Here is a 24,979-nt window from a genome sequence, read left to right on the forward strand (position 1 = left end):
ATTATACTATAAAACTCATCTTTGTAACCATTAATTTGAAAAAATGCATGCGTAATGGAGGTGGTATATGGATGTTTATCAGATGGGAGAACAAAGTATAAGTTGTCGATAACATAGAATAAGTGTGTGAAATATAAAAAAGCCCATTTGATATTTATCAAATGGGCTTAGGTTAGTCTCACTATCACGATGCTTCGATTTCCTGTGATTTCCTCTCCTTTTTTCTAATCCATACATAAAGAACAAAAGCGAATAAGAAACCTAATGGGAACAGTCCAAGCCCGATGTAATAAATCGTTCGTAGCACAACGGAAAACGTCCCTTCTCCAGACTGATCCGTAATAAAGGCTGTCGAAACGCCATTAATGACCGTCTCCCCCCGCCTCTTGTCATCGCCGATCTCCATTTCCCAAAGCGGGTTGGGTGACTCGCGGAACAAGAGCGTTTTGCTTTCATTGGCATCATTGTCGAAGGTGAAGGTGCGTTTCATCGTATCCACCCGCTCCCAGGCGGTTGTATCTGTTTCACCTTGATCGGGAAGAAAGCTCGCCATAGAAGATCCTTCATATAAGAACAGCTGATCCACCAGCGTTAAATCGGAGTAGCGAACAATGGAGTAGTCCTCAAGTTCGAGGCTTCCTTCTTCCTCTTTATTGCCGCGTGCCCAGATGTGAAACTGCATGCGTACCGCTTCCTCGGGAGCCTGGACGATCTGTTCGTAATCGGTCCACTGATCCTTGTCCTTTTCCTCCACATCCTGGATAAAGGCAGTATCGATGATCCGGTCTTCTTCATCCAGGAAGAAAACCTTCATATGGCGTTTGACGACAGATTCAGATCGAGCCCTGATTCGGACAAGGTATTCGCCGTACGCCTCTACGTCGGTTTTTTTCGAAGCGTAAATGTACCAGTCACACGAGCAGGTCGGCTCGTAGGAAATGTCCATGCCGCCGTCATTTTTCACGCCGTTGTACATGCTCGGATTGATCGAGAGGCAGTCGGTACAGTCGTCATTGTAAGGGTCCGGAATTTCCTCTTCGATATTGACTTCATTCGGGTCGAACTTATGCAGGTCGTCTACGGTGCTGAGAAGCGGCGCTTCACTTTCAACATCAATGTTCAGCGTGTAGGTGCCCTCTGTAAGATTTATTTCCGGTGTGTTCAACGTGTGAAGGTTGTCATAATAGCCCTCCAGGTCCCGGTAAACGTAAGGGTGCTCGTTGAACTGCATGTAGTCAATGACGACATCGCTCCCTGTATCTGTGGACGTAAAGTCCTCATTACCGAATGTAAACGTCTGGACTTCGTTTTGTGAGTCTTCTGGTGTCAGCGTGATGGTCACGTCTCCGCCCTGCTCGGGAATGGCGTTGGCCGCAAGGGAAAAGGAGTAGGTGCCTGATTTTAAGATGTCTACCGTTTTTGAGAGCGTGCCTTCCGCGAGGCTGATGCCTTTTCCACTGCTCAATTCCGGGAAGGAGCGTTCTGTCTGGACATGTCCATCGACTTCAAAGTCCCGTTCACCTTCAAGGTTCATGAAGACCTTCGGTTCCTTCAGCGTTTCGGAAAGCTGCTCTTCCGTTTCGTTCAGGACGTCTTCCGGGACGAGTGCGAATACATTCACGGCATTGAAGCCGGACCGGTTGGTTACGTCGATGTCATAGGAGCCGCTTTCTAAGGAATACGTTCCGACTTTCATCCATTGGAACTGATTGAGAGAGGAGACAGAGGAGAGCGTCGCTGCTTCTCCATCCAGTTCAATTTCCAGGTCTCCACCTGTTTCACCGGTGAACGTCCGCATGTATAACGCATATTCTCCGGATTCCTGTACGTCTTTTGTCATTGTGAACGTATTTTCCTTGGTGTAGGCTTCATAACTGTGTATCTCGACATCATGAATCCACCAGTACGTTTTCTCTTCCGGCTGCTGATAGGTCAATAAATCAAGGCGCACTTGTTCCGTACCAGGCGGGGAGACGTATTCACCGGTGAAATTCAGCGCATCGAAGGATTCCTGATTTTCAGGAGAGACGACGTAGCTTACACCGATTTCCTCCCCTTGATCGTCATAGAAGCGCGCCTTTAAGTGAAGACGGTCGACCCCGCGTCCGGATATGAGCATGTTGAACGTGTACGGGGTGTTTTCTTCGGCGTCAATCATGCCGCTTTTGGCGACCTGCCAAATATTCTTTGGATCTGCAGCCGTGACATCTCCGGAAACGACAGGAAGGTTATTGTATTCATTCGTCGGGTTGGCCTGCACTTCAAACAGCTCTGGATTATCAGGGGTGAAAAAGATCTCTTTTCGAAGCAGACTGTCGAAGTCCTCGATCAGTTCGCCTTCCACCTGATCCTTTTCATAAGGAAGGATATCCAGCTCTGCCGAGGCAAAGGTGACACCGACGCCTGTGTCATAGGCAAAATCTCTCGAGTCGTCACGGATATCCTGGGATTGAAGGAACCAGTTCCATTCCGAGTTCTCGACAAGTGTTTTCCCCCATTTCATAAAGGCATTGGCCTGATCAATCGCATCGAATGGGTACAGGTAATACTCCTCAGGAATCTCTGATAGGAGAAGGTCTTCCTTTTTGTTCACTTCTACATAATCGTCCGCTGTGGCCTCAGATAGATGACTGTCCTGATTCAAGGATGTAAACAGGACCCCGTAATCTCTGAAATGAAAGGCATCAAATCCGTGATAGCTTTCGAGACGCGACAGGCCGTAAGGGGTGTAGATTCTGGATGGCACTTCATACAGATAGGGAAGCTGAAGCTCCTGCTTGAGTTCATAGAGTGTGAAAATGTCCCCTGTATGATGGGGATCTATCCCGTCCTGTATAGACAAAATCTTTTCGTTAAAGTTCTGCCTTTCCTCCTGGGACAGGTATTCCTTGTGATAGGCGAGCTCGTTGAGGCCAAACGTGCTGTATAAGCTGGACAGGTTGGAGGATCGGCCTGTATCTAAAAGATCCTGATAATAGTTCAAGGTCTGGGTTATGCTTTTTTTATTGCCTTCGTGGTGGAACAATGTATTCTTCGGTGATGAATAGACGTGGATATCCCCCGTTGCTTTCGGCATCGCCCCGTCCGCAGAGGCATCATTCCAGTAAGGTGTAGCAATTCCGGCATAGGGCTGGGTCATCTGGTCTGCGACAGGGATGTATAACACCCGGCTGTCAAACGCATCCGGTTCGATTAACTCTTCCTCCAGAGCGGCATATTCTTCCGGCTCTTCAACAGGGGAATAGTATCCTTCTACAAAATAATGACGCATCGGATCGGCATACAAGATCAGGCAGACCGTCACAGCAGCAAGAGAGAGGAACTGGACAATATACGATTTCCGTCCTTCCTGAGCTTTCATGAACTGCATCCACTGAATGACTCCTACAGATAGAAAGACAGAGAAGTTGACCGCCAAGAGGCCGATGAATTTGTTGGGGTCCCGGAAGACGCTTCCGATGACCGGTGTTTTGGTTACGAGCAGGACGAAGGATTCGGCAAACCATGAATAGTACACACCGGTGGCTCCCACAAGAAAGAACACAGTCAAAACGAAAAGATACAGGATGATGGCGTTCCTGTACGCCCGTGTCAGAATGGCGAATAGAATGAACAGGAATAAGAAGCCGCCGCCGGCATAAAACGTCCATGGAAGTTCGGTGAGCGGGAACATCGGCCACCAGTAGCTGATGAAATACAGGACGTTGACGAGACTGCTGTTTCTGCTGAACAGGGACAGCGTGTCTACAACGTTGATGTTGTGCTGACTGGCCTGGGCATCAAGCAGGATGCTGCCGCCGTACATGCTCAGCCAATAGAAGCTGAAGAAAAAGAACAGGAATCCGAACAGCAGGATCCGCAGAATGAAATGTGTCGTAATCGATCCCAGAATACGAAAGCCTGCGCTCCGGTGTTTCCAGTACGCTTTTACCAATAAAAGCACGCCGATGATGCCGAGATAGATCGCTCCGAAGAAAAAGTAATGAATCGCCGCTGCGGCTACCGAGAAGGTGAGGGCAAGCAGCACCGCATCAATGACGTTGCGCGTATACAGCCGCTTTTTCGTCACATCATACCCTGGAATCAGCTGGATCTGGAACTTTGGATCAAACAAGTTGAAAAACAGCATGATGATCAGAGGGAAGAGGCTGTATCCACAGAGCAGATAGATGTGCTGGACCCGGAAAAGCACCCACGGGTTGACCGCATAAAAGAGGGCACCCATGGATAAGCCCATGATCATAAAGAATGTAAAGTGTTTCGTAAAGTAAATACTGACGACACGTTTAATGAACAGGTACATTGTGACGGCAGACAGAAGGAGAAGGACGGTAATGAACCCTTTGATCAACAAAGGACCGCTCCCCTCAAAAACCTGGGCAAGTATGTAAAGCGGGAGGATGAACATCAGTCTTGGTACGTTGAATAAGGTGGACGTACTCCATCGTTCGTTCCAGCCACCGAAAATCTCTGACAAATACCGCTCTGCTGAAAAGCCGAAGGCAAGATCGCTGAAGACGACGTGCCCCGGGCCGTAGACCGGAAGCAGGTACAGAATGATAAAGGCGGTCATAAACGTGACAGCGATGGCATCATAACGATAAACCCAGAGAAGTTCCTTCATTCGTCTCCAGAAGCGTGCGGCTTTTTCTTTCATGCTTCTCCCCCCTTTTGTAACGTCTAAGGTGATGGAAAACTTACTTGAGCTGGTGGGACGGCGTGGTTCTCATAATGCAGCGCTCCTCGATTTCCGCCCATGTGTGGAAGTACATATCGATGTCGTCTGAGGACGTTGACTCTCCCAGCTGAACCTCGATGATTTCCATGTCCGTTTCTGCTTTGAGTGCGTGTTTTTTCTCTGGTGGAATCGTCAGCACGTCACCGGGCTTCACCTCCGTAATGATTTCATCCTGAGCGACCCAGCCGGTCCCCTGCACGATCGTCCAGATTTCTGTACGGAAGCGGTGGGCGTGATAGCTCAAGTTCTTCTGTTTATGAAGCCACAATTTGCTCGTAAGGACTTCCTGATTCTCCTCGTTCTTCCGAAAATCAAGAATGCGCTGGTGTCCCCATTGTCCTTCTTCGTACATCGGCCGGTGGCTCGTATCTTCGATTAAGCTCTTGATTTCTGCACTTTTTTCCTTATCTGCCACGAGCACTCCATCAGCCCCGATGGCAACGATGGCATCGTCTATGCCGTGGACGAAGACGGGAAGGTCGAGTTCGTTGAAGATATGGGTGTTGTGGCATTCGGAGGACAATGTGCCGCGTCCGACAATCTGGCTGCCGGATTCCTCTGTAAGCGTATTCCAAGTTCCAAGGTCTTTCCAGAAGCCGTCGAATTCCTCGACGATCATGGAGCTTTCCTGTTCCACGACGGCATAGTCGAAACTCGTTTTCGGTAGGGTATCGTACGTATCACGCAGTTCAAAGTAGTCAACGGGACAGCCGTGGTTTCTCAAATGGTCGATGAGGTAGCCGAGTTTAAAAACAAAGACACCGCCATTCCAGTATGCTCCGTCTTCGATCAACGCTTCGGCTCGTTCTGTTTCCGGTTTTTCTACGAAATGATCGACCCACGATACACCGTTCTCTTCCTTTGGAACGATGTAGCCGTACTTATTGGTCGGGTGGGAGGGCACAAGACCCAGCAGCCCGAGGCTGGCGTTCTGCTTTTCACATGTTTCAGCCAGTGTCGTTAGTTTATGGAAAAAGTCGGTGGAGGTAAACGAGTCACACGGGGTGACACCGACCCACGTATCCTCCGGACACCCTTCGACCGAGTAAAGATAGCTGCAGGCAAGCGCGATGGCCGGGTACGTATCTCGTCTTGAGGGTTCGAGAATCGTCGGGACATCGGCACCAAGCTGGCTTTTGATTAAATCTTTCTGCAGCCGGTTGGTAATGATGAAGGAATCTTCTCCGAAAGGGGTATCCTGCAGCTGGCGGTAGACCCGCTGAAGCATGGAAATCCGTCCGCGCTCCTCATCCGGAAGGACTTTCAAGAACTGTTTGGATCTTGAATCGTTGGATAACGGCCAGAGTCGTTTTCCAGAACCTCCGGACATCAGCATAAGCTTCATATTGTTTACCATAGAAACCGCTCCCTTATTTAAAAATTCAAACTTTTTCAGAGTGCTGTGTTACAATGGCCTCATTACAGCCTAAGGTGAGGTGACCGATATGGAAGGAACCATTTTGTTCGTGGATGACGATCCACTGGTTTTATCAATTATTAAACGTTCGCTTAAAGATACTCCTTATAAAGGGGTGTTTACCTCATCGTCCACCGCTGCTCTCGACATTCTGAACGAACAAGAGGTCGATGTCATTGTGACGAACCTCCGGATGCCGAAAGTAGACGGTGTCGAACTCTTGAAAAGTGTACGCGCGGCGTTCCCCTTTGTCACGCGCGTGGTTTTGACCGGCTATCTTCAGGTCCATTCCATCATGGCGGCCATCAACCACGGCGAGGTTTTCCGCTTTCTTACCAAGCCGCTGCCTGTGCATGGACACTTCATGAAGGTGCTTGAGGACGCGGTCCAGTACTCCAAAACACTGAAAGAGAAGTATAGTGTCATGCTGTCCATCATCCAGGACGTGTTCAGCTCCATTCAATATGAGTTCATCTGTGTGGATGAACACTACAATGTCTTAGAAAAAAGTCCAACGATAACGGAATATGAAAAAGGAGAAAACCTCTACTCAGACGTTGTTTTTCTGGACGATGATGAGGCGGTGGACCGAAAGAAAACGGTTCATCTAGCCGCCCTCGGTCCAATGACGTCCATCGGGAACACCAATCATTACGGGCAAATTTATTTCTTTTTCAGAGAGCTGTCATTTCGACAAGTTCTTCAGTAACTGGACACCGCCGCCGACACTTAAAGATACATACATAAACACAAGACCACCGGCTAAGTGTGGGCGGGCGGCGTACTTCTTCAGATTCTCCCTCTTGTACAAAATCGGACGGAAGAAATACCATCGCTGCAGCGCTTTTTTAATACCTTGATCCTCCGATTCCAGCGTTTTCGGCATGACCTCAAAGTAGTACATTTTTTTCTTCATCAACTCTTTATAACTGACATATTTTTCATCATGATAGACGGCTGTGAACACGGCTCGTTCTACACGTCCCCCCATGTCCATGTAGCGGATCGTCGGCTGGATTTCCTCGAAAGAGATCTGATTCACATTCATTCCACCGGTTTTCAAGTATTCCTCCACCTTCCAGAACCGGGCGGCTTCAATCGAGTTGCGGCCGATATCCGGGTCTGACACATGATAGAGGTTCCGCTCAAACACTTTCACACGGGAAAACAGATTCTTATGGCGGGAGTAGGCGACTTCAGGGATGACGAGGGCGCCGGTATCTCCTTGTTCCAGGTAGGCAGTACATTTCGACACGAGGGTTTTCTCGAGCATCATGTCGGAATCGATGATAAATAAGTAGTCCACGCCAAGTTCAAGGGCGTGATCGATGGCTGTTTTCCTGGCAATGCCGCGTTCCCCGTGGGGGAGCTGGATGAAATGGACGCGGCTGCTTAATGCCGCATACTTTTTTATGACCGCGGCCGTGTCATCTTCAGAGCCGTCGTCAACGACGACGATTTCGACATCCGGATGATCCTGGTAAATACAGCTTACCAGGCATTCTTTCACGTACGCTGCGCTGTTATAGGTGGAGAAAACGATTCCTGTTTTTCCGCTCATTTTTGGACCTCCTTTTGTTCAAGAAAAGCTGCAAAGGATTCCCCTGTGTGATCCCAGTGAAACCGGCCGGCAAATTCGTACGCCCGTTTCTGCATGAGGGCATAATGGACAGGGTCGTCGGTAACGAGCCGCATTTTTTCGAACAGTTGTCCCGGGGTGTTCTTCTTCACCATGTATCCTGCGTTTCCTTCATTAACGGCGTCCCGGATTCCTGGAGAGTTGTAGACGATACTCGGTGTGCCGACAGCGGCTGCTTCGGTCACAATCAATCCCCATCCTTCACGCAGGGACGGAAACATCAGGGCATGGGCCCGGCTCATCCGCTTCAGCTTTTCCTCTTCTGATACAAAGCCGAAGAATGTGACAGGCGCTTGATCCTCCTGATCACTCCAGGAGATGCCGGCCTTTTGTAAAAGCGGATAGATGTCCTTCTTCAGGTAGTCTTCGTTCTTCTTCCCGATGATCCAGAGTCTGCCGGATGGATGGGTTCTACGATACTGGATAAAGGCTTTCACAGCGGCGTCAATGCCTTTGTAATTGGCCATTCTTCCGACATAAATGAAGGTTTTCTCCGGCTCTTTCGGTCTCCATTCATCCTTCGACCACGGGTCAAAATCAATCCCTTCCGGCAGCACCCATACTTGATCTTCGGAGAACCCGGCTTTCACGAGATCCTGCTTGGTCGAAGAGGATACAGTGATCGTGGGATCCTTTTTATGAAGCTTGAGAAGAGGGGTCTCTGACAGATACCCGAAAAAGCTGTAAGGAAGGGAAAGGTTCCGAAACCAGATTTCCCTTGTCAGCTGATGGATGAAAAAAATCCGTTTGCCGCGTTCCACCCATAAAGGAGAAAAGAACTGGTGAGTATTGCACTGGTCGATCACGTAGGAGATTTCCTGTCTGTGCGTCCGGTAGAACCGGCGGGCATGGGAAATGACGGTTCGGATGTCTCCTTTTCGAACATACTGGACCCCGTCGATGTACTCTTCCGGTGCAAGACCTTCGTACTGCGGAGAAAAATGAATGATCCTCCAGCCTTTTTTAACGGCGCGTTTCGCCATTTCGTGCGTAAAGATTTCTGCACCCCCGCGTTTGGGGGAGTGTATATCCCTCCAGGATAAGAAAAACAGGACAGGGGCATTGGTTTCATTCGTTTTGATCAAAAGGCATCCTCCTCAATGAGCGTAGTGTATCGATGAAAATGAGTAGAAAAACAGCGGAATAGCAGATGAACTCAATCCAGAGAATCTGAGTGAGCGATGTATGGAACTGATTTAGTAAGGCTGCGAGAGTTATGGCGCCGCCTCCCATGTAAATCATGTACCGGTACCGTTCAAGGGCGATGTTGATATTCACAAAAACCATGATGAGGACAAAAATACAGTAGACGAGTGCACCAAGTCCGAGATACTGACCGGCTTCTATGTATTCATCTCCAAAGAACAAAGCGACGGTCTCGTCCAGAAATGTAAAATAAACAACAAGGGCGATTACCTCTACTGCAGCAATGAGGCCGACGAGCCGGGCTCCCATCTTGATGAACCCCTGACGGCTTTTCACACGCTCATTCAAGTAGGGAATAAACAGTGTAATCAGACTGAGAGCTACAAAAAGCAGCAGCTGGCTGTATTTCAAGACGACTGCAAAAGCCCCGGAAATCTCCGGCAGATGATAGTTGACGATAATCATATCAAAAGATGTAAAGAAGTAGAAAAAGAAATTGGCGCCCAGGATGAAAATATACACATTCCAGAAGGCGGGCTGAGTCTGGCGGTCGGCGTGTTCCGACGGTTTACGGTAAAGATGAAACGCCTGCCATACTGCTGTTCCGAGCGATAACAGCATGCCGGCCAGCACGCAGATGAGTGTCATGACAACGCTTGGGTATTTCGGAATGAATAGAAGAACAATCAATAGTTTCGTGAGGTTTTCGACATAGAGGCTGATATTGATGTAATAGAATTTCTTTCTTCCCTGGAAGATCCCTCTCAAGTAGGAGACGGCAATATGAATAAAGAAGATAGCGAGCAGCAGACTCCATTCCAGCAAGGACATGCGGAGAAGGTCGGTCATCCATGGTGAAAGAAAGGTTAATAGAATAAGAGAAAGGGTGCTGAGAGCAAGGATGTTCCCTCCACTCCAATTTCTCATCGCTCTCGTCCACTCCCGTTCAGACACCCGCTTGGCGACGAACGTCTGGATCGACATGCCGAGTACAAATAATACAGCAAGAATGGAGAGCGCAGCACTGAGACGGCCATAGTCCTGGGCGGCCAGGTACCAGCTCATGAAAATGTGGAAAAAATAGTTGGCCCCATTCAGTAATAGATCCAGAGAAAGGAAAAGGATTGACTGATAGCGGAGCATGAGATTCTTCAAAGGCACCACTCCTCTGATGGATGAGATAGGCAGATTTACCAATTACTTTTTGAGTTTTCCGACTTTTGGGAGTATAATATTGGTAACTATTATAATGAACACTTTGAGGGAGGTCCATAGATGCCATGGAAAAAATAGCCGTCTTCTCCACAACCAATCGCAGGATTCCTTTTAATGACATTATCCCTTATTTTTCTGTCGAGAGCAAAACAATTGAAGAGATTCCTACCATTTCTTCTCATAAACTCGTCATTCTGGATTTCAGAGACTGGCAGAAATGTCTGGACGTCAGTATTCAAATCAGGGAACAGCATGAAAGAATCCCACTTCTTCTGATTGCCTGTCCGACCGCAAGTGTCAATTACAGTCGCTTGAAGGAAATTCCGGGCTCCGGTCCTGTGAAAATTCTCCGTTGGCGCGGGAAATTTGAGGATGAATTATGGGAAGGCATCCAGTCGATTCTCCATCCGGAATACCCCTCCAAGCCGAAGAACATCGTTTTCGTCCTGCCTATTTTTAACGAAAGCGAGCGGTTCAATCATGTGAAGGACTTTCTTGGCCAGCTCCACCTTCTCCTTGAACTGGGCTACACGAACACGAGCGTCCATTTAATCAATGACGGCAGTGTCGACAACTCCCAGGAACTCATCCAGCAGTACTACGACTACTTCAATGAATCTTCAACCATCATTCCATCCGTACAGCTCGTGTCCTCCTCTGATCTGGATCGTAATACAAGAAAAGCCGGTACGTACATCGAAGGCATGAGAAAGATCGATGCCGAATACTACATCTTTGTTGATGCGGATAACAGTTTTAAAGTAGAGGACATCGTCCGGATGATCAACATTCTCCAGACAGGGTATTATGATATGGTCCTCGGTTCCAAGGACTTTTCTTCAGAAAAGCGCAGTCCTGTACGCCATCTCCTCAGCTTCGGCAAAAGAACACTGACACGGACCTTTTTACCAAATAAAGTGTACGATTCCCAAACCGGCTTGAAGATGCTGAACCGGACAGCGGTCGATACGCTGCTTCCCCACCTTCACATCGAGACTGGTCTTGCGATTGACTTGGAAATGCTTTACCTCGCTAAGAAAAAGCAGCTGCGCGTCCTGCAGATGCCTGTCGAATGCATTGACCGTGAGGGGTCACACATCAACGTGTGGAAGGATTCCCTTCAGTTCGTGAAGTCGATGGGAATGATCCTTCAGTTTCACAGGAAGGTATAGGAAAATAGATAGACAGGCGGATGGAACAACTTCAGCGTTCCATCCGCCTGTTTTTCTTCTTATTTAATAGGGAGGTTTTTGCTAGCTTGTGAATGTCCGTTTATATACACCGACCGTTACCATAAGTGTAACCACCGTCCAAATCGCAATAATGCCGGCCGGTACCCATGAGATACGCTGACCGAGGTCCTCAATAAACAGCTGGATTTGATAGTTTGGCAGGTACTCAAGAAACGAAAGGAATTCATAACTCGTCATCAACGGTTCAAAAGTAATGTTCATCCCAAACAAAAGTAAAATCGGCATAAGAACGACAGAGGTTTCAATTAACGTACGGGTCAGCAGGCCGATCAGTGTTCCGAGGGTAATGTAGAAAACAAGCAGCAGGAGAAGCATGCCGGTCATCCACACAGGTTCTTGAATGGAATAGCCGACGATCAACAAGCTGACAATCAGTGTGGCAAGCGTCATGACAAACGTGACGAGGCTTTTGCCGGCTAGAATATCCAAGGTGGAAGCGGGCGACATCATTAAACTTCTTAGTGTATTCTTCTCTTTTTCTTCCGCAATCATCGCAGACTGGACAAAGGTCCCAACAGCCGCAAAGCTCAGCGTAATCACTAAGGTGACGCTGGCTGTTGTGACACCTTCCGCCTGACTCATCATGAAAGCCATCATAATCGGAAGAATGATCGTGGAGGATACAAAGAGGTTCCGGTATAATTCCTTCAAATCTTTTTGGAAAATCGCATAAATCCGTTTCATTGAAAATGTCATACAAGATTCCTCCCTGTGACCTCTACGAAAATATCGCCGAGGGTTGGTGTATTCATCTCAATCGTTTCCACTTCGCTGTTCTTCATCCATTGGTAGATCTCCTCTGCACTTGCGGGTTCGTTCGGAAGCATGATTTCCCGGCCGTCTGTCAGTCCCACCATCAGATGTCCGTCACCGAACTGCTTTCTAAGCTTTTTCGGGCAGTCGAGCAGTTGGATACTTCCTTTATCCAGAAATGCGACGGTGCTGCAGAGCGTTTCCGCTTCATTCATATCGTGCGTCGTTAAGAAAATGGTCGTCCCCCGCTCATTTAAAGTCCGTAGACCGTGATGAATGTGCTGAGCGTTGGCCGGATCAAGAGCTCCTGTCGGCTCATCGAGGAAAAGGAGATCGGGCTGATGCAGAAGAGCACGGGCGAGCATCGTGCGCTGCTTCATCCCTTTGGAAAGCTTCGATACCCGCTTATTCTTTTCCGCTGTCAGATGAACGATTTCAAGGACCTCTTCGACTTGTGTAGAAGGCTGATCGTACAATTCGCAGAAAAGAAGGAGGTTGTCACGAATCGATAAGCGCTCGTATAAACCGCTCGAATCCGACATCACACCGATCCGCTTCAAATAATGGGGATGGTGCATATCTTTGGAAGGCACGCCAAAGACACGGGCTTCACCGGAAGTCGGGACCTGCTGGCCGGTCAGAATCTCAATGGTTGTCGTTTTTCCAGCTCCGCTTGGTCCGAGAAACCCAAAAATGTCTCCCTTTTTTACTGCGAAGGTTAAATCCCTCAAGGCCTGTTCTTTTCCGAATGTTTTTTGGACATGATTGACTTCAATAATGTGATCCATTTTCATTCCCCCGTTTCGCTTTGTTCTCCTTCAGATTACGGGAGATCAACGAAGCGCACAGCTGTTTTTGCGTAAACGGAGTCACCTGGGGCTGAACGGAGCTATTTGAGGCCCAGCAGTTCCTTTAGTTCAGCCATTTTACCTTTGGAAAGCGGGACTTCGGTTTTTTCTGCGTTATCGAGCTGGAGGCTGTAGCTGTTTTTGGTCCACGTAATGACTTTTCGGACCTTCTGAAGGTTCACGATATAAGACCGGTGGCAGCGGAAGAATCCGAACAGCTTCAATCTGGCTTCCAAATCATTCAGGGTGAACATTCCCTGGAAGGCTTCCCCGCGGATATGGACATATGACTGCCCCTGAATGCTTTCGATGTAATCGACTTCAGGCGGGTCAAATAAAATCATGTTTTCCTGCACTTTAGTCGGGATTTTATGGAAGGTGACGGTTGCACCATCTGCTTCAGGCTCAGCGGACTCTTCGTGCTCTCTTTCCACTTTATGTATACCGTCCTGATGGAGACGGTGGGTGTGATCGCCCATCATAATGGCGCTCTCCAGGTTACTGGTCAAGATCATCACAGTTTTACCTTCTTCTTTCAGTCGTTGTAAGATCTTCATCAACATCTGTTTCGTTTCGAGGTCTACATTTTGATCGGGTTCCTCCATGAGAAAGAATGGAGGGTCCTGTAAAATGAGACAGCCCAGCTGTACCCGTTTTTTCTCAGAGAAGGTCAGTTTTTTCACCTGGTGGTGCTTAAGGTCAGTCAGGTGCGTCCAATCCATGACTGATTCCAAGGAAACGCTGGATTGGTAAAGGTCTCTGTGAAAACGGAACAGCTCCTTCACCTTCAAGCGTTCATAAAGAGGGGCATACAGGCTGAGCAGTCCTAAAGGAATAGGAGAAGGGCGCCCATGGAAGGAAATACAGCCTCCAGATAACGTCTCGTCTCCAGTAAGAATATCAATCAGCCAGTGTCGGAGATCTGTATGAACGTAAACAGACACGACCTGTCCTGGTTCAATACGTAAATCAAATGGGGAAAAGATCGTCGTGCCGCCGCGGCTCTTTTCCGCCTGCGTAATCGTGAGACCGTCCATAATCAGTGCTCTCCTTTCTATGTAAGCCCTTTATTAGACATGATACAGCATATGGAAAAATTTAAGTAGGAAATTTCCCGGGAAATGATGGAGCTTGTCAAAATAGTGTTGATCCTAAGAAGATATAGAAGAGGAAATCCAGTGACAGGGGTCACTGGATTTTTCATGTTGAATGAAATCATTAGTTCAATGAACGAAAACATATCCATGTCACTGTTTCGTATGAGGTCCGTTTGATCTGCAGGTATAGGGATTGAGGGATATGCTTCTATTCCACAGGAGGGCTTACAACTTGTATCCTTTCCTGCTTTTAAATCGTTTCAGAATAATTGAACTATCCACTCGGGTGATGCCTTCTACGGAGTAGAGCTCATCATTGATAAAGGCTTCCAGCATTTTGAAATCCTCCACAAGCACGTGCATATGAAGGGTGCTCGGTCCGGTCATTTGGTAGATACTTGCCACACTCGGATTGTCTGCCAGATTCTGGGCCACTGCCTGTAGATTCATTGGCTCGACATCGACTTCGAAAAAGGCGGAAATGTTTTGACCGAACCGCTCAGAATTAATGACGGCTGTAAAGTTTTCAATGACGCCTTTATTGATCAGGCTGTTGATACGATCTTTGACGGCGACTCGGGAAATGCCGACTTTTTCAGCTAATTCCACATACGAAATTCGACCGTCCCTTACTAGTTCATCGACAATGGTACGATCCGTTTGATCAAACTCGTTACTTTTCATAGCAAACTCCTTCCACACTCATTATAGCAAACCACCAAGATGGAACAAACAGGTAATCATTTACTTTATGTAAGTTAATATAATCTAATTCAATCTTTTTGTAAGCAATTACACGGATTTATCTTTATTTTTGTTTGAAATTGTATTGACATAGGGACATGCTTTATCTAGTATATTATTTAATTCGAAATTATTTGAAAAATTAAAAATCAGAGGAGGAAGAGGAATGAAAAAAATGATGGGGGCACTTATTCTTGGCGGCAGCTTAGTTTTATCTGCGTGTAGTTCAGCAGGGGGTTCGACGGAAGCAGAAGGAGAAAGCTATCCGGAACAGCCGGTTCAGATTGTTGTTCCGTGGGATGCCGGGGGAGATACCGATGCCATTAACCGTGTCATCGCTGAGGAGCTGGAAAAGGAACTGGACCAGGATGTCATTGTTAAAAACATCTCAGGTGGGAGTGGTGTCATTGGAGCTCAGCAGACGCTTGATGCCAAGCCGGATGGTTATACGCTTCTTGCGATTCATGATTCCATGGCCATGTCCGAATTGATGGGGCAGGCAGATTTCGGCTATTTTGACTTCCAGCCTGTATCGCTTATGACATCGACCTATGATCTTGTCGCTACGCACCCGGAAAACCCGTGGGACAATATGGAAGACGTCGTAGCTGATGCAGAAGGAGATCCGGAAAGCATTACATATGCTGCTTCCATCGGCTCTACTTCCCAGCTTGAGCCGGCGTTGATCCAAACCGCTGCAGATATTCAATTCAACATTGTCGGGTATGAAGGAACAGCCAAACGGATGAAAGCGATTGTTGCTAATGATGTGCACTTAGGCAGTGTATCGATTGCTGCTGGTAAGGAGTATATGGCGGATGACCGGATGAAGCTGCTTGGGTACACAGGTGAAGAGCGCAGTGCTGAATTCCCGGATGTACCAACATTGAAAGAACAAGGCATTGACGTCACCTCTGCAGTAAGCCGTGGGATTGCAGCACCGAAAGATACGCCGGAGGCTATTGTAGAGAAGTTGAGTGATGCTCTTCAAAACGTAGCAGAAAGTGAGTCATTCCAGGAAAGAATGGAAGAGCTCGGAAGTGAAGTCTCCTACAAAAACACAGAAGAATACGTTCAGTTCCTGGAAGAAAATGAAGTGGAAATGAAAGAGTCCCTGGAAACAAGCGGGCTGCTTGAATAAGAGGAGGCGTCTGACATGATGACCGTTAAAAGAGATGCCATGAACGCTGTAATCCTCTTAGCCTTTTGCGGACTGGCTTTTTACGGATCCACATTAATCCCGGAAAGAAGCCTCGGCAAAACCGAAGGAGACTTCTTTCCAAATATAATCATTGGTATCCTTGCCGTCCTGAGCCTTCTTTTGCTCGTGAAAAGTGTGTATGCGTATGTAACATCAGAAAAACAGCAGCGCACAGAACCAAAGACAAGTTTGAAAGAGCGGTGGGCGGAAGGGAAGAAAGTGTGGTACACGTTCGCTTTGTTTGGTGCCTACATCTTTATCATGCCCTCAGCCGGGTACTTTCTATCTTCAGTTGCGTTTCTGTTCACGCTCTATCTGCTTCTATCATCCAACAGAAAGCGTCTCTGGCTTGTGCTGATCATTTCTATCGTTGTGACGTATGTCTTGAGTTATATCTTCCAAAAGTTCCTGCTAGTCTTTCTGCCATCAGGAGTTCTTTTTTAAAAAGGGGTTTGAATAATGGATAGTATTTTATTAAGTTTCGAATCCATATTGAATATACAGACGATCCTCATCCTGCTTGCGGGCGTCGTTGCCGGGATCATTGTAGGAAGCATCCCGGGCTTTACTATAACAATGGGGGTAGCCTTGACGCTGCCATTCAGCTTCAGCATGGATCCGGTCAACGGAATTGCGTTAATGATGGGCGTACAGGTAGGGGGAAGCGCCGGAGGTTTGATTACCTCCTGCCTGTTCGGGATTCCAGGGACTCCTTCGTCCGTCGCAACAACGTTCGACGGCTATCCGATGGTGAAAAACGGAGAAGCTGGAAAAGCGCTGGCCATTGGGTTGTGGTCATCGTTCATCGGTACAATCATCTCCGGTATCATACTTATTTTCACCGCTCCGATTCTTGCGGAATGGGCGCTGGAGTTTGGTCCTTGGGAAATGTTCGCTTTGATGCTGTTTGGCATCAGTGCCATTGCCAGCTTGAGTGATGGATCCTTAATTAAGGGATTGATTTCCGGAATGCTTGGTATATTGTTCGCCCTTGTCGGCTCTGATCCGCTGACCGCGATTCCACGTTTTACATTCGGAATGTCTGAGCTCATGTCAGGTTTCAACTTCCTGCCGGTGCTGATCGGATTGTTTGCCTTTTCCCAGCTGATGAGTGATATCAAAAGACCCCCTGCTCCTGTTCCGTTCAGTGAGGCGTCCAACGTCAGCTACCCACTCCCGAAGCTTTTAAAGGATATGTGGTCGTCCGGAACGAATGTGATAAGGTCGAGCTTTATCGGGACACTTGTCGGTATTCTCCCGGCAGCCGGCGGGAGTATTGCGAATATCTTAAGCTATGATATTGCGAAGAAGTTTTCCAGGAAGTCTCACGAATTTGGAAAAGGGACAAAGGAAGGGATTATTGCAGCAGAATCTGCGAATAACTCGTCCATTGGAGGGTCCTTCGTCCCGATGCTCGCCTTTGGGATCCCCGGCGATGCGGTGACGGCGATGATGCTTGGAGCCCTGCTGATTCACGGCATTCAGCCTGGACCGTTATTGATGGAAAACCAGCCGGTTCTTGTCTATGGAATCTTTATTTCTTTCTTCCTGGCGGCGTTCCTGATGCTGATTGTTCAGAGCCTTGGGATTAAAGTGTTTTTGAAGATCAATAACATTCCCCAGCATGTGTTGATCCCTGTGATTCTAATGCTTTGCGTGCTCGGAAGCTTTGCTGTGAACAACAGGATGTTTGATGTGTGGGTGCTGCTTGCCTTTGGTTTGATCGGGTATTGGATGAAAGCCAATCTATTTCCTCTGGCCCCCTTCATTCTTGGCATCATCCTTGGTCCGATGATTGAAGAAAACCTGCGTCAGGCGATTTCCGTAAGTCCCGATTTGACAACCTTCTTTACCAGACCGATTTCGGCTGTGCTTCTGGTGATGGCCGCCGCGTCCTTAACGTACGGGATCATCAGCAGTATGAAACAGAACAAACCGAATGAATATGAACAAGAGAATAAGGAGAGTGCTTGATTATGATATCATTTAACCACCATGCCCAGCCCTATCCGGTCTCACGCAAGGCCGTCTATGCCAAAAATGGAATGGTCTCAACATCCCAGCCGCTGGCGGCGCAGGCGGGCCTCGACATTTTAAAGAAAGGAGGCAACGCCATTGATGCGGCGATTGCTACGGCCGCCTGTCTCACGGTTGTCGAACCGACCTCCAACGGCATTGGCGGAGATGCCTTTGCGCTGGTTTGGACGAAAGGAAAGCTGCACGGACTGAATGCGAGCGGGCGCTCGCCGCAGTCGATTTCCATTGACCAGGTGAAGGCGGATGGTCATGAGGAGATTCCGAAATACGGCTGGGTGCCTGTCACTGTACCTGGAGCACCGAGTGCCTGGGCGGAACTCAGTGAAACGTTCGGAAAACTTCCATTAGAAGAGGTGCTTGCACCCGCTGTACAATACGCGGAAGAAGGCTTCCCTGTTTCACCGACCCTTGCGAAATATTGGAACAAGGCTGTCCAGACGTTTGAAAAGGAACTGGAGGAAGACGTATTTTCAGAATGGTTCCATACGTTCACACCAAAAGGACGGGCGCCGAAAGCAGGGGAGATCTGGTCGTCCCACGATCATGCAGAAACACTGCGCTCGATTGGTAAAACGAAGGCCGCCTCTTTTTATGAAGGAGAACTGGCGGAGAAGATCGCTGCTTTTTCAGAGAAGCACGGCGGATACATAACGAAGGAAGATTTGGCTCAGCACCGCTGTGAGTGGGTCGATCCGATCCACGTCAACTACCGCGGCTATGATGTGTGGGAAATCCCGCCGAACGGCCAGGGGCTGATAGCGCTGCAGGCGTTGAATATTTTGAAGGGCTTCGAGTTTCCGGCCAAGGATTCGGTGGATACGTATCATAAGCAGATGGAAGCGATGAAGCTTGCTTTTGCGGATGGACAGAAACATATTACCGAAACTTCCTATATGAGGCATACGGCAGAAGATCTGCTGAGTGAATCCTACGGGGAGGAGCGCCGGCAGCTCATCGGAGAAGAAGCGCGTCAGCCGGAAGCGGGTGAACCATCTTTGAGCGGGACCGTTTATTTAGCGGCCGCGGACGGGGAAGGTAATATGGTTTCCTTCATTCAAAGCAACTATATGGGCTTCGGTTCAGGTTTGGTCGTCCCGGGCACAGGCATTGCCCTGCAGAACCGCGGGCATAATTTTTCCATGGACCCTGACCATGTGAATGCTCTTGAGGGTGGAAAGCGGACGTATCATACAATCATTCCAGGATTTTTAACAAAAGGAAACACCCCCGTCGGCCCATTCGGTGTGATGGGTGGCTTCATGCAGCCGCAGGGACATGTGCAGGTCGTCATGAATACCATCGATTTCGGGTTGAATCCACAGGCGGCCCTTGATGCGCCGCGTTGGCAGTGGCTGAAGGATAAGCAGGTGGAAGTGGAACAGACCTTCCCCTCCCACATCGCCCAGCAGCTCGTGGATAAAGGCCATAACATCATGGTTCAGGTCGAGCCGAACAGCTTCGGCCGCGGGCAGATGATCTGGAGAGATCCGGAAAGCGGCGTCCTCGTCGGAGGCACGGAATCGCGTACAGATGGGATAACCGCGGGGTGGTAATTGAGGAGAAGGAGTTCTAAATCATGAGAACCTATTGGGATATCTTTATCGCCTTTTTCCGAGTCGGTATGCTCGGTTATGGCGGCGGCCCCGGGTCGATTCCATTGATTCATAAAGAAGTGGTGGACAAATACAAATGGGTAACCGCAGAGGAGTTCGGAGACATCCTGGCGCTCGGCAATACGCTCCCGGGCCCTATTGCAACAAAGCTCGCCGGCTATATCGGCCATCAGGTGAAGGGGATGACAGGGATGCTGATCGGGGTTCTGGCGACGATTATTCCGACCATCCTGCTGATCATCATTCTCTTAACCTCCCTGTCATCCATCAAGCAGTTTGACTGGGTGCAGGGGATGACAGCCGCCGTCATTCCCGTCGTTGGCGTAATGCTGGCGGTATTGACGTGGCAGTTCCTGGAGAAAGCAGGAAAAGGATTGGGGTGGCGGAACACGGTTATCGCTGCTGTAGTGCTGGTCATCCTGATGGAAGTGCTCTCGATCCACCCGGGCATCATTATCGGAGCCCTGTTAGTATTTGCCCTTGTGAAAAAAGATAAGCAGAAAGCGAAGGAGGCGGGAGCTTCATGATGATTTACTGGCAGCTTTTTCTCGCCTTCTTCATTCCCGGCATCCTCGGTTACGGCGGGGGTCCGGCTTCGATTCCGCTTGTGGAAAATGAAGTGGTCCAGAACTATGAGTGGATGGATGTGCAGGAGTTCAGTGAAGTACTTGCACTCGGGAATTCACTTCCCGGTCCGATTGCAACGAAGATGGCCGGTTATATCGGCTATGAAGTGGCCGGTGTGCCGGGTGCCTTTGTTGCGGTCTTTGCTACGGTGGCCCCGTCCTTGATTTTAATGATCATGCTGCTCGGCCTGTTGTTCAAGTATAAGGATTCACCAAAAGTGAAGCGGATGACGATGTATGTCCGTCCCGTGATTGCCGTACTGCTCGGCGTTATGGCGTGGAGCTTTTTCAAGGAGTCGTTTGAAGGTATCGGCTGGCTGCAGACGGCCATTCTGATCGTGGCCGGCTACGTGCTGATGGAGCGGGTAAAGGTGCATCCCGCTTTCGTGATCGCCGGAGCTTTAGCCTATGGAGGATTTTTCCTTTGAATAGCAATAGAGAGGCCCCTTTTAAGGGGCTTCTTTTCGTGTGCATAAATAAGTTGTCACGAGGAGCGTTCGGTGGTGACGCCTGCGGGAACAGCGCGAGCCGAAGATCCACTTGGGAAGGTGATTTTCCTGACCAAGTTAGCTGAGGCCGTGCCCGCGGCAAGCACCCACCGATAAGCGGAACGCGACCCAAACCACAAGGAAGCTCGGGGGCTCGTCCGCGGAAAAGATGGGGATTTCGCTCCCGGCGGTAAGAAAGAAAAAAGCTTGTAAAGAAACAGAGGTTTCTCTACAAGCTGAGAGGTCCTTTAGTAAGGAGCTCTCTTTTTTTATTTTGCCGTTGTTGTCAATTTAACTTCAATATTGTTGCGAGTCGCACGGGAGTACGGGCAGACCTGGTGGGCTTTTTCAACAAGCTCTTCTGCTTCTTCCTGGGAAACGCCTTCGATTTCCACTGCAAGTTCAACAGCAAGACCGAAGCCTTCTCCTTCTTTCCCGATGCTTACGTTGGCTGTAATCGCAGATGTGATTTTTTTCTTCGCCTGAGAGGCAACGAGTTGAAGAGCGCTGTCAAAGCATGCAGAGTAACCGGCTGCAAATAGCTGCTCGGGGTTCGTCGCTCCTTCTTTTCCTGAGCCGCCAAGTTCTTTAGGCATGGATAGATCAAGGTTCAAGGTACCATCACTGGACGTGACCGTACCTTGACGTCCTCCCTGTGCTGTTGCTGCTGCTGTATATAAAGCTTTTTCCATTTTTCTTCACTCCTCATTTGAATTGTGTATAATTAAGTTGTGCACAATTTAATTTATAGCAAAGAGATTAGTTTGTCAACCAGCGGAACTCAAAAACTGGTTTTGTTGTGACAAATGGATGGATTCGCTACACTGAGGGTATAAAGGAGAGATCGATATGGCTGAAGAGCATTTGAAATTGGAAAACCAGATTTGTTTTTCCATTTATGCAGCGGCGCGTGAAATGACGAAAATGTATAAACCCCTGCTTCAAAAGTTGGATGTCACCTATCCGCAGTACTTGGTGCTGCTTGTACTATGGGAAGAGGACAGCATGACGGTGAATGAGCTTGGCAGACGTCTGTATCTGGATTCCGGAACGCTCACACCGATGCTGAAGCGGATGGAAACATCAGGTCTGCTTGAACGGAAACGGTCGCCGGAGGATGAGCGACGGGTGATCGTCACGTTGACTGAGCAGGGAAGAAACGCGGAAAAGGATGCCCGTGACATCCCGTTTCAGGTGGTCGACCACCTCGCTATGGAGGAAGAAGAGCTGAAGCAGTTCAAAGCTTCGCTCGTGAAGGCTCTTGAACATCTGCATGAAAGAAATGAAACGTCATAAGAAAATCCCCGCTTTCTTAAAGAAGAGCGGGGATTTCTTTTTATACACCAATGAGGGACAAAATGTATGTCGTTACACAGACAACCACCAGTAGAATGAAGCTGTATTTCAGCGTCATCTTGAATAACGTGGACTCCTGGCCGGTCTGCTTAACCGCTGCTGTCGCAATTGCAATGGACTGTGGAGAGATTAGCTTGGCCATTACACCGCCGGCTGTATTCGCTGCCAGAAGCAGTGCCGGGTTCGCGGTGATCTGGTCAGCGGTGACTGCCTGTAAGTGACCGAATAAGGCGTTGTTGCTGACGACAGAACCCGTAATGAAAACGCCGATCCAGCCGAGCACAGGACTGACGAGTGGGAACAGGCTTCCCGTTTTGGATAAGGCGAGTCCGATGGTGGAGCTCAGCCCGGCAAAATTGGATAAGTTGGCAAAGCCCATGACGAAGCAGATGGTCAGGATAGGGATCCACAATTCCTGGATCGTCGCTTTCAAGTTTTTCATCCCTTCCGGAAGGGTGATCGCAGAGCTGAACCATCCAGTCAGAAGAACAGCCACCAATATCGCTGTGCCGGTCGCAGAAATAAAATCAAGTTTAAAAATGGCATCAAGCGCGGTTGTTTCCGGCGCAATCGGCGGGGCTTTCTGAATCTGCTGGTGCAGGTATGGAATCGATACCAACCGGGTCGTACCAGCAAGCAAGCCTCCATCATTGAACAGGGCTTTAAATGCAGGAAGACTCCAGATCGTAATGACGGCCGTTAAGATGTAGAACGGAGACCAGGCTTTAACTATTTCCTTCAGGCTGTACGTTTCGCCGGTCTGAACAGCGGGAGCATCCGCTTCTCTGTGGATCGTTTTTGGCTGCCATTTTCTTAAGAACAGCGCAAGACCAGCCATACTTAAGAGCGCAGCAAGGATGTTGGCAAGTTCAGGTCCGAGAAAAAGAATCGTAAACAGCTGGGTACCTGTGTAAATGCCGCTGACGACGAGCAGGGCAGGCAGGGTTTCTTTCACACCTTTCCATCCATTCAGCAAAAAGACGAGCACAAACGGAATGGCAAAGGAGATGGCAGGAAGCAGGTAAGCCAGTGTCCGGGAAAGCTCCATCGTTTCCAGGTTTCCCATCTGGGCACCGACGATGACAGGAATGCCGATCGCTCCGAAGGCACCGGAAGCAGCATTGGCGATCAAGCATAACGCTGCGGCTTTCAACGGGCGGAAGCCTAGTTCCACAAGCAGGGCGGCACTGATGGCAATCGGTACACCGAATCCTGCGGCCCCTTCAAGGAAAGCGTTGAAGCTGAAGCCGATCAGCAGAAGCTGCAGCCGCTGATCCTGGGAGATGTTCGCGATACTGGAACGGATGACCGTGAATTTCCCGGTATGTACAGCAATTTTGTATAACCAGACGGCCATAATGACGATGTAACCGATCGGCCATAGACCGTTCGCTATGCCGTGGAGGGCTGCGGCAAGCGCATTGCCCCATGGCATATCAAACAAGAACACAGCGATACCCAGACTCATGATGAGCGTGAGAAAGGCAGCAAGAATCCCTTTCATACGGAGTCGGGTTAATGCCAAAAAGAAGAAAAAGATGGGGAGAGCGGCTAAAAGCGCGCTCACGCCCAGATTACCAAAAGGATCATACTGTTGGAACCACATGGCAGATCATCTCTTTTCAAAAGAAGTTTAGTTCGTCTGTTTCACATCGAATTGTTCGCTTAGAATATCTTTCAAAACAGTGGCACTGTGATTCAGTTTCCCTTGTTCTTCTTCATTCAGGTTGATTTCCATCACATTACGGATCCCCGTGCGGTTGAGGACAGCTGGAACACCGATATACACGTCATCCACATTGTATTCCCCGTTCAAGTATGCACTGACGGTCATGATGCTGTTTTCGTTGTATAGGATCGCTTTCGTAATGCGGGTCAGACCCATCGCTATGCCGTAATAGGTGGCTCCTTTTTTCTCAATGATCTGATAGGCGGCATCGCGGACATTCACGAAAATTTCGTCGAGATCTTCTTTTGTATAGTTTTCGTGACGTTCGATCAATTCAAGGACTGGAACACCGCCGATGGTCGCGTGGCTCCATACAGGAAGTTCTGTATCGCCGTGTTCGCCGATAATGTTTGCGTGCACGCTGGATGGAGAAACATCGAAGTACTCTCCAAGCAGGTAACGGAACCGGCCGGAATCCAGGATCGTCCCACTTCCAATCACTCGTTCTTTAGGGAGGCCGCTGAATTTCCATGTGGCATAGGTGAGCACATCCACCGGATTGGTGGCCACAAGGAAAATGCCGTCAAATCCGTTGGCCATCACGTCATCTACGATGGATTTGAAAATGACCAGGTTCTTTTTGACGAGGTCGAGACGTGTTTCGCCAGGCTTTTGGTTCGCGCCTGCACAGATGCAGACGATGTCGGCATCACGGCAGTCTTCATACGTTCCATACCATGTTTTCGTCGGATTCGGGGCAAATACTTTTCCGTGGTTCAAATCCATCGCATCGCCCATCGCTTTGTCTTCATTCAGGTCAATGATCACGAATTCCTCGGCTACCGCCTGGTTCAACATCGCAAAAGCGTAGCTGCTTCCGACGGATCCTGCTCCAATTAAAGCGACACGGTTTACATTTTGTTTTGGCATATGAATTCCTCCCTAAAGATAATGAACAAGTTATTGTGAATCATTTCACATTTATATTGTCCAATATTTCCAACATGAAATCAATGAGTTTTGTGAAATAATTCACAATAGGCTTGCCCGGTTTTCATTAAAGCGTTTTCCTGTTCAAAAGTTGGACATATTTGTGTGAGGTCTTGGAGGGAAAGGGAGAGATGTTCCACCCTGCTTCC

The 24,979-nt window shown here is 48.7% G+C and carries 21 protein-coding genes; 9 read left to right on the top strand and 12 right to left on the bottom strand.

Features of this window, described 5'->3' with window-relative positions; translation table 11 throughout:
- Positions 1 to 184: 184 nt before the first annotated feature.
- The gene (locus ACXAJH_RS10420) at positions 185 to 4,657 is read right to left on the bottom strand and encodes an MFS transporter (RefSeq protein WP_474993858.1); all 4,473 of its coding nucleotides are present in this window, start codon (positions 4,655 to 4,657) and stop codon (positions 185 to 187) included.
- Positions 4,658 to 4,697: 40 nt separating this feature from the next.
- Positions 4,698 to 6,083, bottom strand: coding sequence for a sugar phosphate nucleotidyltransferase (locus tag ACXAJH_RS10425; RefSeq protein WP_474994129.1), 1,386 nt, complete (start codon positions 6,081 to 6,083; stop codon positions 4,698 to 4,700).
- Positions 6,084 to 6,183: 100 nt separating this feature from the next.
- Here ACXAJH_RS10425 and ACXAJH_RS10430 point away from each other — a divergent pair, with 100 nt between their 5' ends.
- The gene (locus ACXAJH_RS10430; RefSeq protein WP_474989971.1) at positions 6,184 to 6,864 is read left to right on the top strand and encodes a response regulator; all 681 of its coding nucleotides are present in this window, start codon (positions 6,184 to 6,186) and stop codon (positions 6,862 to 6,864) included.
- Here the strand turns inward: ACXAJH_RS10430 and ACXAJH_RS10435 are convergent.
- From ACXAJH_RS10435 to ACXAJH_RS10445, 3 genes are read right to left on the bottom strand one after another with little or no spacing between them, the layout of a single operon-like run.
- A complete protein-coding gene (locus ACXAJH_RS10435; protein ID WP_474993860.1) occupies positions 6,841 to 7,716 on the bottom strand; it encodes a glycosyltransferase family 2 protein in 876 nt (291 codons plus the stop codon). The genes ACXAJH_RS10430 and ACXAJH_RS10435 overlap by 24 nt on opposite strands.
- On the bottom strand, positions 7,713 to 8,879 hold the full coding sequence (locus ACXAJH_RS10440) for a glycosyltransferase family 4 protein (RefSeq protein ID WP_474993862.1): 1,167 nt from the start codon (positions 8,877 to 8,879) through the stop codon (positions 7,713 to 7,715). The genes ACXAJH_RS10435 and ACXAJH_RS10440 overlap by 4 nt, the downstream gene beginning before the upstream one ends.
- Positions 8,863 to 10,095 (bottom strand): MATE family efflux transporter, encoded by a 1,233-nt coding sequence (locus ACXAJH_RS10445; protein ID WP_474993864.1) that lies wholly within the window; start codon positions 10,093 to 10,095, stop codon positions 8,863 to 8,865. Before ACXAJH_RS10445 ends, ACXAJH_RS10440 begins: the two co-directional genes overlap by 17 nt.
- Before the next feature lie 125 nt (positions 10,096 to 10,220).
- On the opposite strand from ACXAJH_RS10445, the gene ACXAJH_RS10450 reads away from it, so the two are divergent.
- Positions 10,221 to 11,327, top strand: a complete 1,107-nt coding sequence (locus ACXAJH_RS10450) for a glycosyltransferase (RefSeq protein WP_474989963.1) — start codon at positions 10,221 to 10,223, stop codon at positions 11,325 to 11,327.
- 81 nt (positions 11,328 to 11,408) lie between these two features.
- Here ACXAJH_RS10450 and ACXAJH_RS10455 read toward each other — a convergent pair whose 3' ends face one another.
- The 4 genes from ACXAJH_RS10455 to ACXAJH_RS10470 form a co-directional block, all read right to left on the bottom strand.
- Entirely contained in the window at positions 11,409 to 12,104 is a 696-nt protein-coding gene (locus tag ACXAJH_RS10455) for an ABC transporter permease (protein ID WP_474993866.1), read from the bottom strand.
- Complete coding sequence (locus ACXAJH_RS10460) at positions 12,101 to 12,949, bottom strand: ABC transporter ATP-binding protein (protein ID WP_474970942.1); 849 nt, start codon at positions 12,947 to 12,949, stop codon at positions 12,101 to 12,103. The genes ACXAJH_RS10455 and ACXAJH_RS10460 overlap by 4 nt, the downstream gene beginning before the upstream one ends.
- Positions 12,950 to 13,050: 101 nt before the next feature.
- Positions 13,051 to 14,046 carry a LytTR family transcriptional regulator DNA-binding domain-containing protein gene (locus tag ACXAJH_RS10465; protein WP_474993868.1) on the bottom strand — a complete coding sequence of 332 codons (996 nt, stop codon included), beginning with the start codon at positions 14,044 to 14,046 and terminating at the stop codon, positions 13,051 to 13,053.
- A 285-nt stretch (positions 14,047 to 14,331) separates the two neighbouring features.
- Complete coding sequence (locus ACXAJH_RS10470; protein WP_474969603.1) at positions 14,332 to 14,790, bottom strand: Lrp/AsnC family transcriptional regulator; 459 nt, start codon at positions 14,788 to 14,790, stop codon at positions 14,332 to 14,334.
- A gap of 226 nt (positions 14,791 to 15,016) precedes the next feature.
- On the opposite strand from ACXAJH_RS10470, the gene ACXAJH_RS10475 reads away from it, so the two are divergent.
- Genes ACXAJH_RS10475 through ACXAJH_RS10500 form a run of 6 tightly spaced genes read left to right on the top strand, consistent with a single transcriptional unit; the run spans position 15,017 to position 20,755 of the window.
- Complete coding sequence (locus ACXAJH_RS10475; protein WP_027954903.1) at positions 15,017 to 15,991, top strand: tripartite tricarboxylate transporter substrate binding protein; 975 nt, start codon at positions 15,017 to 15,019, stop codon at positions 15,989 to 15,991.
- A 15-nt stretch (positions 15,992 to 16,006) separates the two neighbouring features.
- The gene (locus ACXAJH_RS10480) at positions 16,007 to 16,495 is read left to right on the top strand and encodes a tripartite tricarboxylate transporter TctB family protein (RefSeq protein ID WP_474993870.1); all 489 of its coding nucleotides are present in this window, start codon (positions 16,007 to 16,009) and stop codon (positions 16,493 to 16,495) included.
- 15 nt (positions 16,496 to 16,510) lie between these two features.
- Positions 16,511 to 18,025: a tripartite tricarboxylate transporter permease gene (locus ACXAJH_RS10485; protein ID WP_474993872.1), complete on the top strand. Its 1,515-nt coding sequence runs from the start codon at positions 16,511 to 16,513 to the stop codon at positions 18,023 to 18,025.
- Between the two features lie 2 nt (positions 18,026 to 18,027).
- Positions 18,028 to 19,641: a gamma-glutamyltransferase gene (ggt, locus tag ACXAJH_RS10490; protein WP_474993874.1), complete on the top strand. Its 1,614-nt coding sequence runs from the start codon at positions 18,028 to 18,030 to the stop codon at positions 19,639 to 19,641.
- A gap of 23 nt (positions 19,642 to 19,664) precedes the next feature.
- Entirely contained in the window at positions 19,665 to 20,228 is a 564-nt protein-coding gene (locus ACXAJH_RS10495; protein ID WP_160837893.1) for a chromate transporter, read from the top strand.
- The gene (locus tag ACXAJH_RS10500; RefSeq protein ID WP_027954907.1) at positions 20,228 to 20,755 is read left to right on the top strand and encodes a chromate transporter; all 528 of its coding nucleotides are present in this window, start codon (positions 20,228 to 20,230) and stop codon (positions 20,753 to 20,755) included. Before ACXAJH_RS10495 ends, ACXAJH_RS10500 begins: the two co-directional genes overlap by 1 nt.
- A 329-nt stretch (positions 20,756 to 21,084) precedes the next feature.
- Here the strand turns inward: ACXAJH_RS10500 and ACXAJH_RS10505 are convergent, their stop codons facing one another.
- Positions 21,085 to 21,507 (bottom strand): organic hydroperoxide resistance protein, encoded by a 423-nt coding sequence (locus ACXAJH_RS10505; protein ID WP_027954908.1) that lies wholly within the window; start codon positions 21,505 to 21,507, stop codon positions 21,085 to 21,087.
- Positions 21,508 to 21,664: 157 nt separating this feature from the next.
- On the opposite strand from ACXAJH_RS10505, the gene ACXAJH_RS10510 reads away from it, so the two are divergent.
- Positions 21,665 to 22,111, top strand: a complete 447-nt coding sequence (locus ACXAJH_RS10510) for a MarR family winged helix-turn-helix transcriptional regulator (protein WP_474993876.1) — start codon at positions 21,665 to 21,667, stop codon at positions 22,109 to 22,111.
- Between the two features lie 40 nt (positions 22,112 to 22,151).
- On the opposite strand, the gene ACXAJH_RS10515 is transcribed toward ACXAJH_RS10510, so the two are convergent.
- Entirely contained in the window at positions 22,152 to 23,777 is a 1,626-nt protein-coding gene (locus ACXAJH_RS10515; RefSeq protein ID WP_474969597.1) for an L-lactate permease, read from the bottom strand.
- A gap of 27 nt (positions 23,778 to 23,804) precedes the next feature.
- Positions 23,805 to 24,770 carry an L-lactate dehydrogenase gene (locus ACXAJH_RS10520; protein ID WP_474969596.1) on the bottom strand — a complete coding sequence of 322 codons (966 nt, stop codon included), beginning with the start codon at positions 24,768 to 24,770 and terminating at the stop codon, positions 23,805 to 23,807.
- Positions 24,771 to 24,979 lie beyond the last annotated feature (209 nt).

It is taken from the genome of Halobacillus sp. ABD4_316, assembly GCF_056161385.1.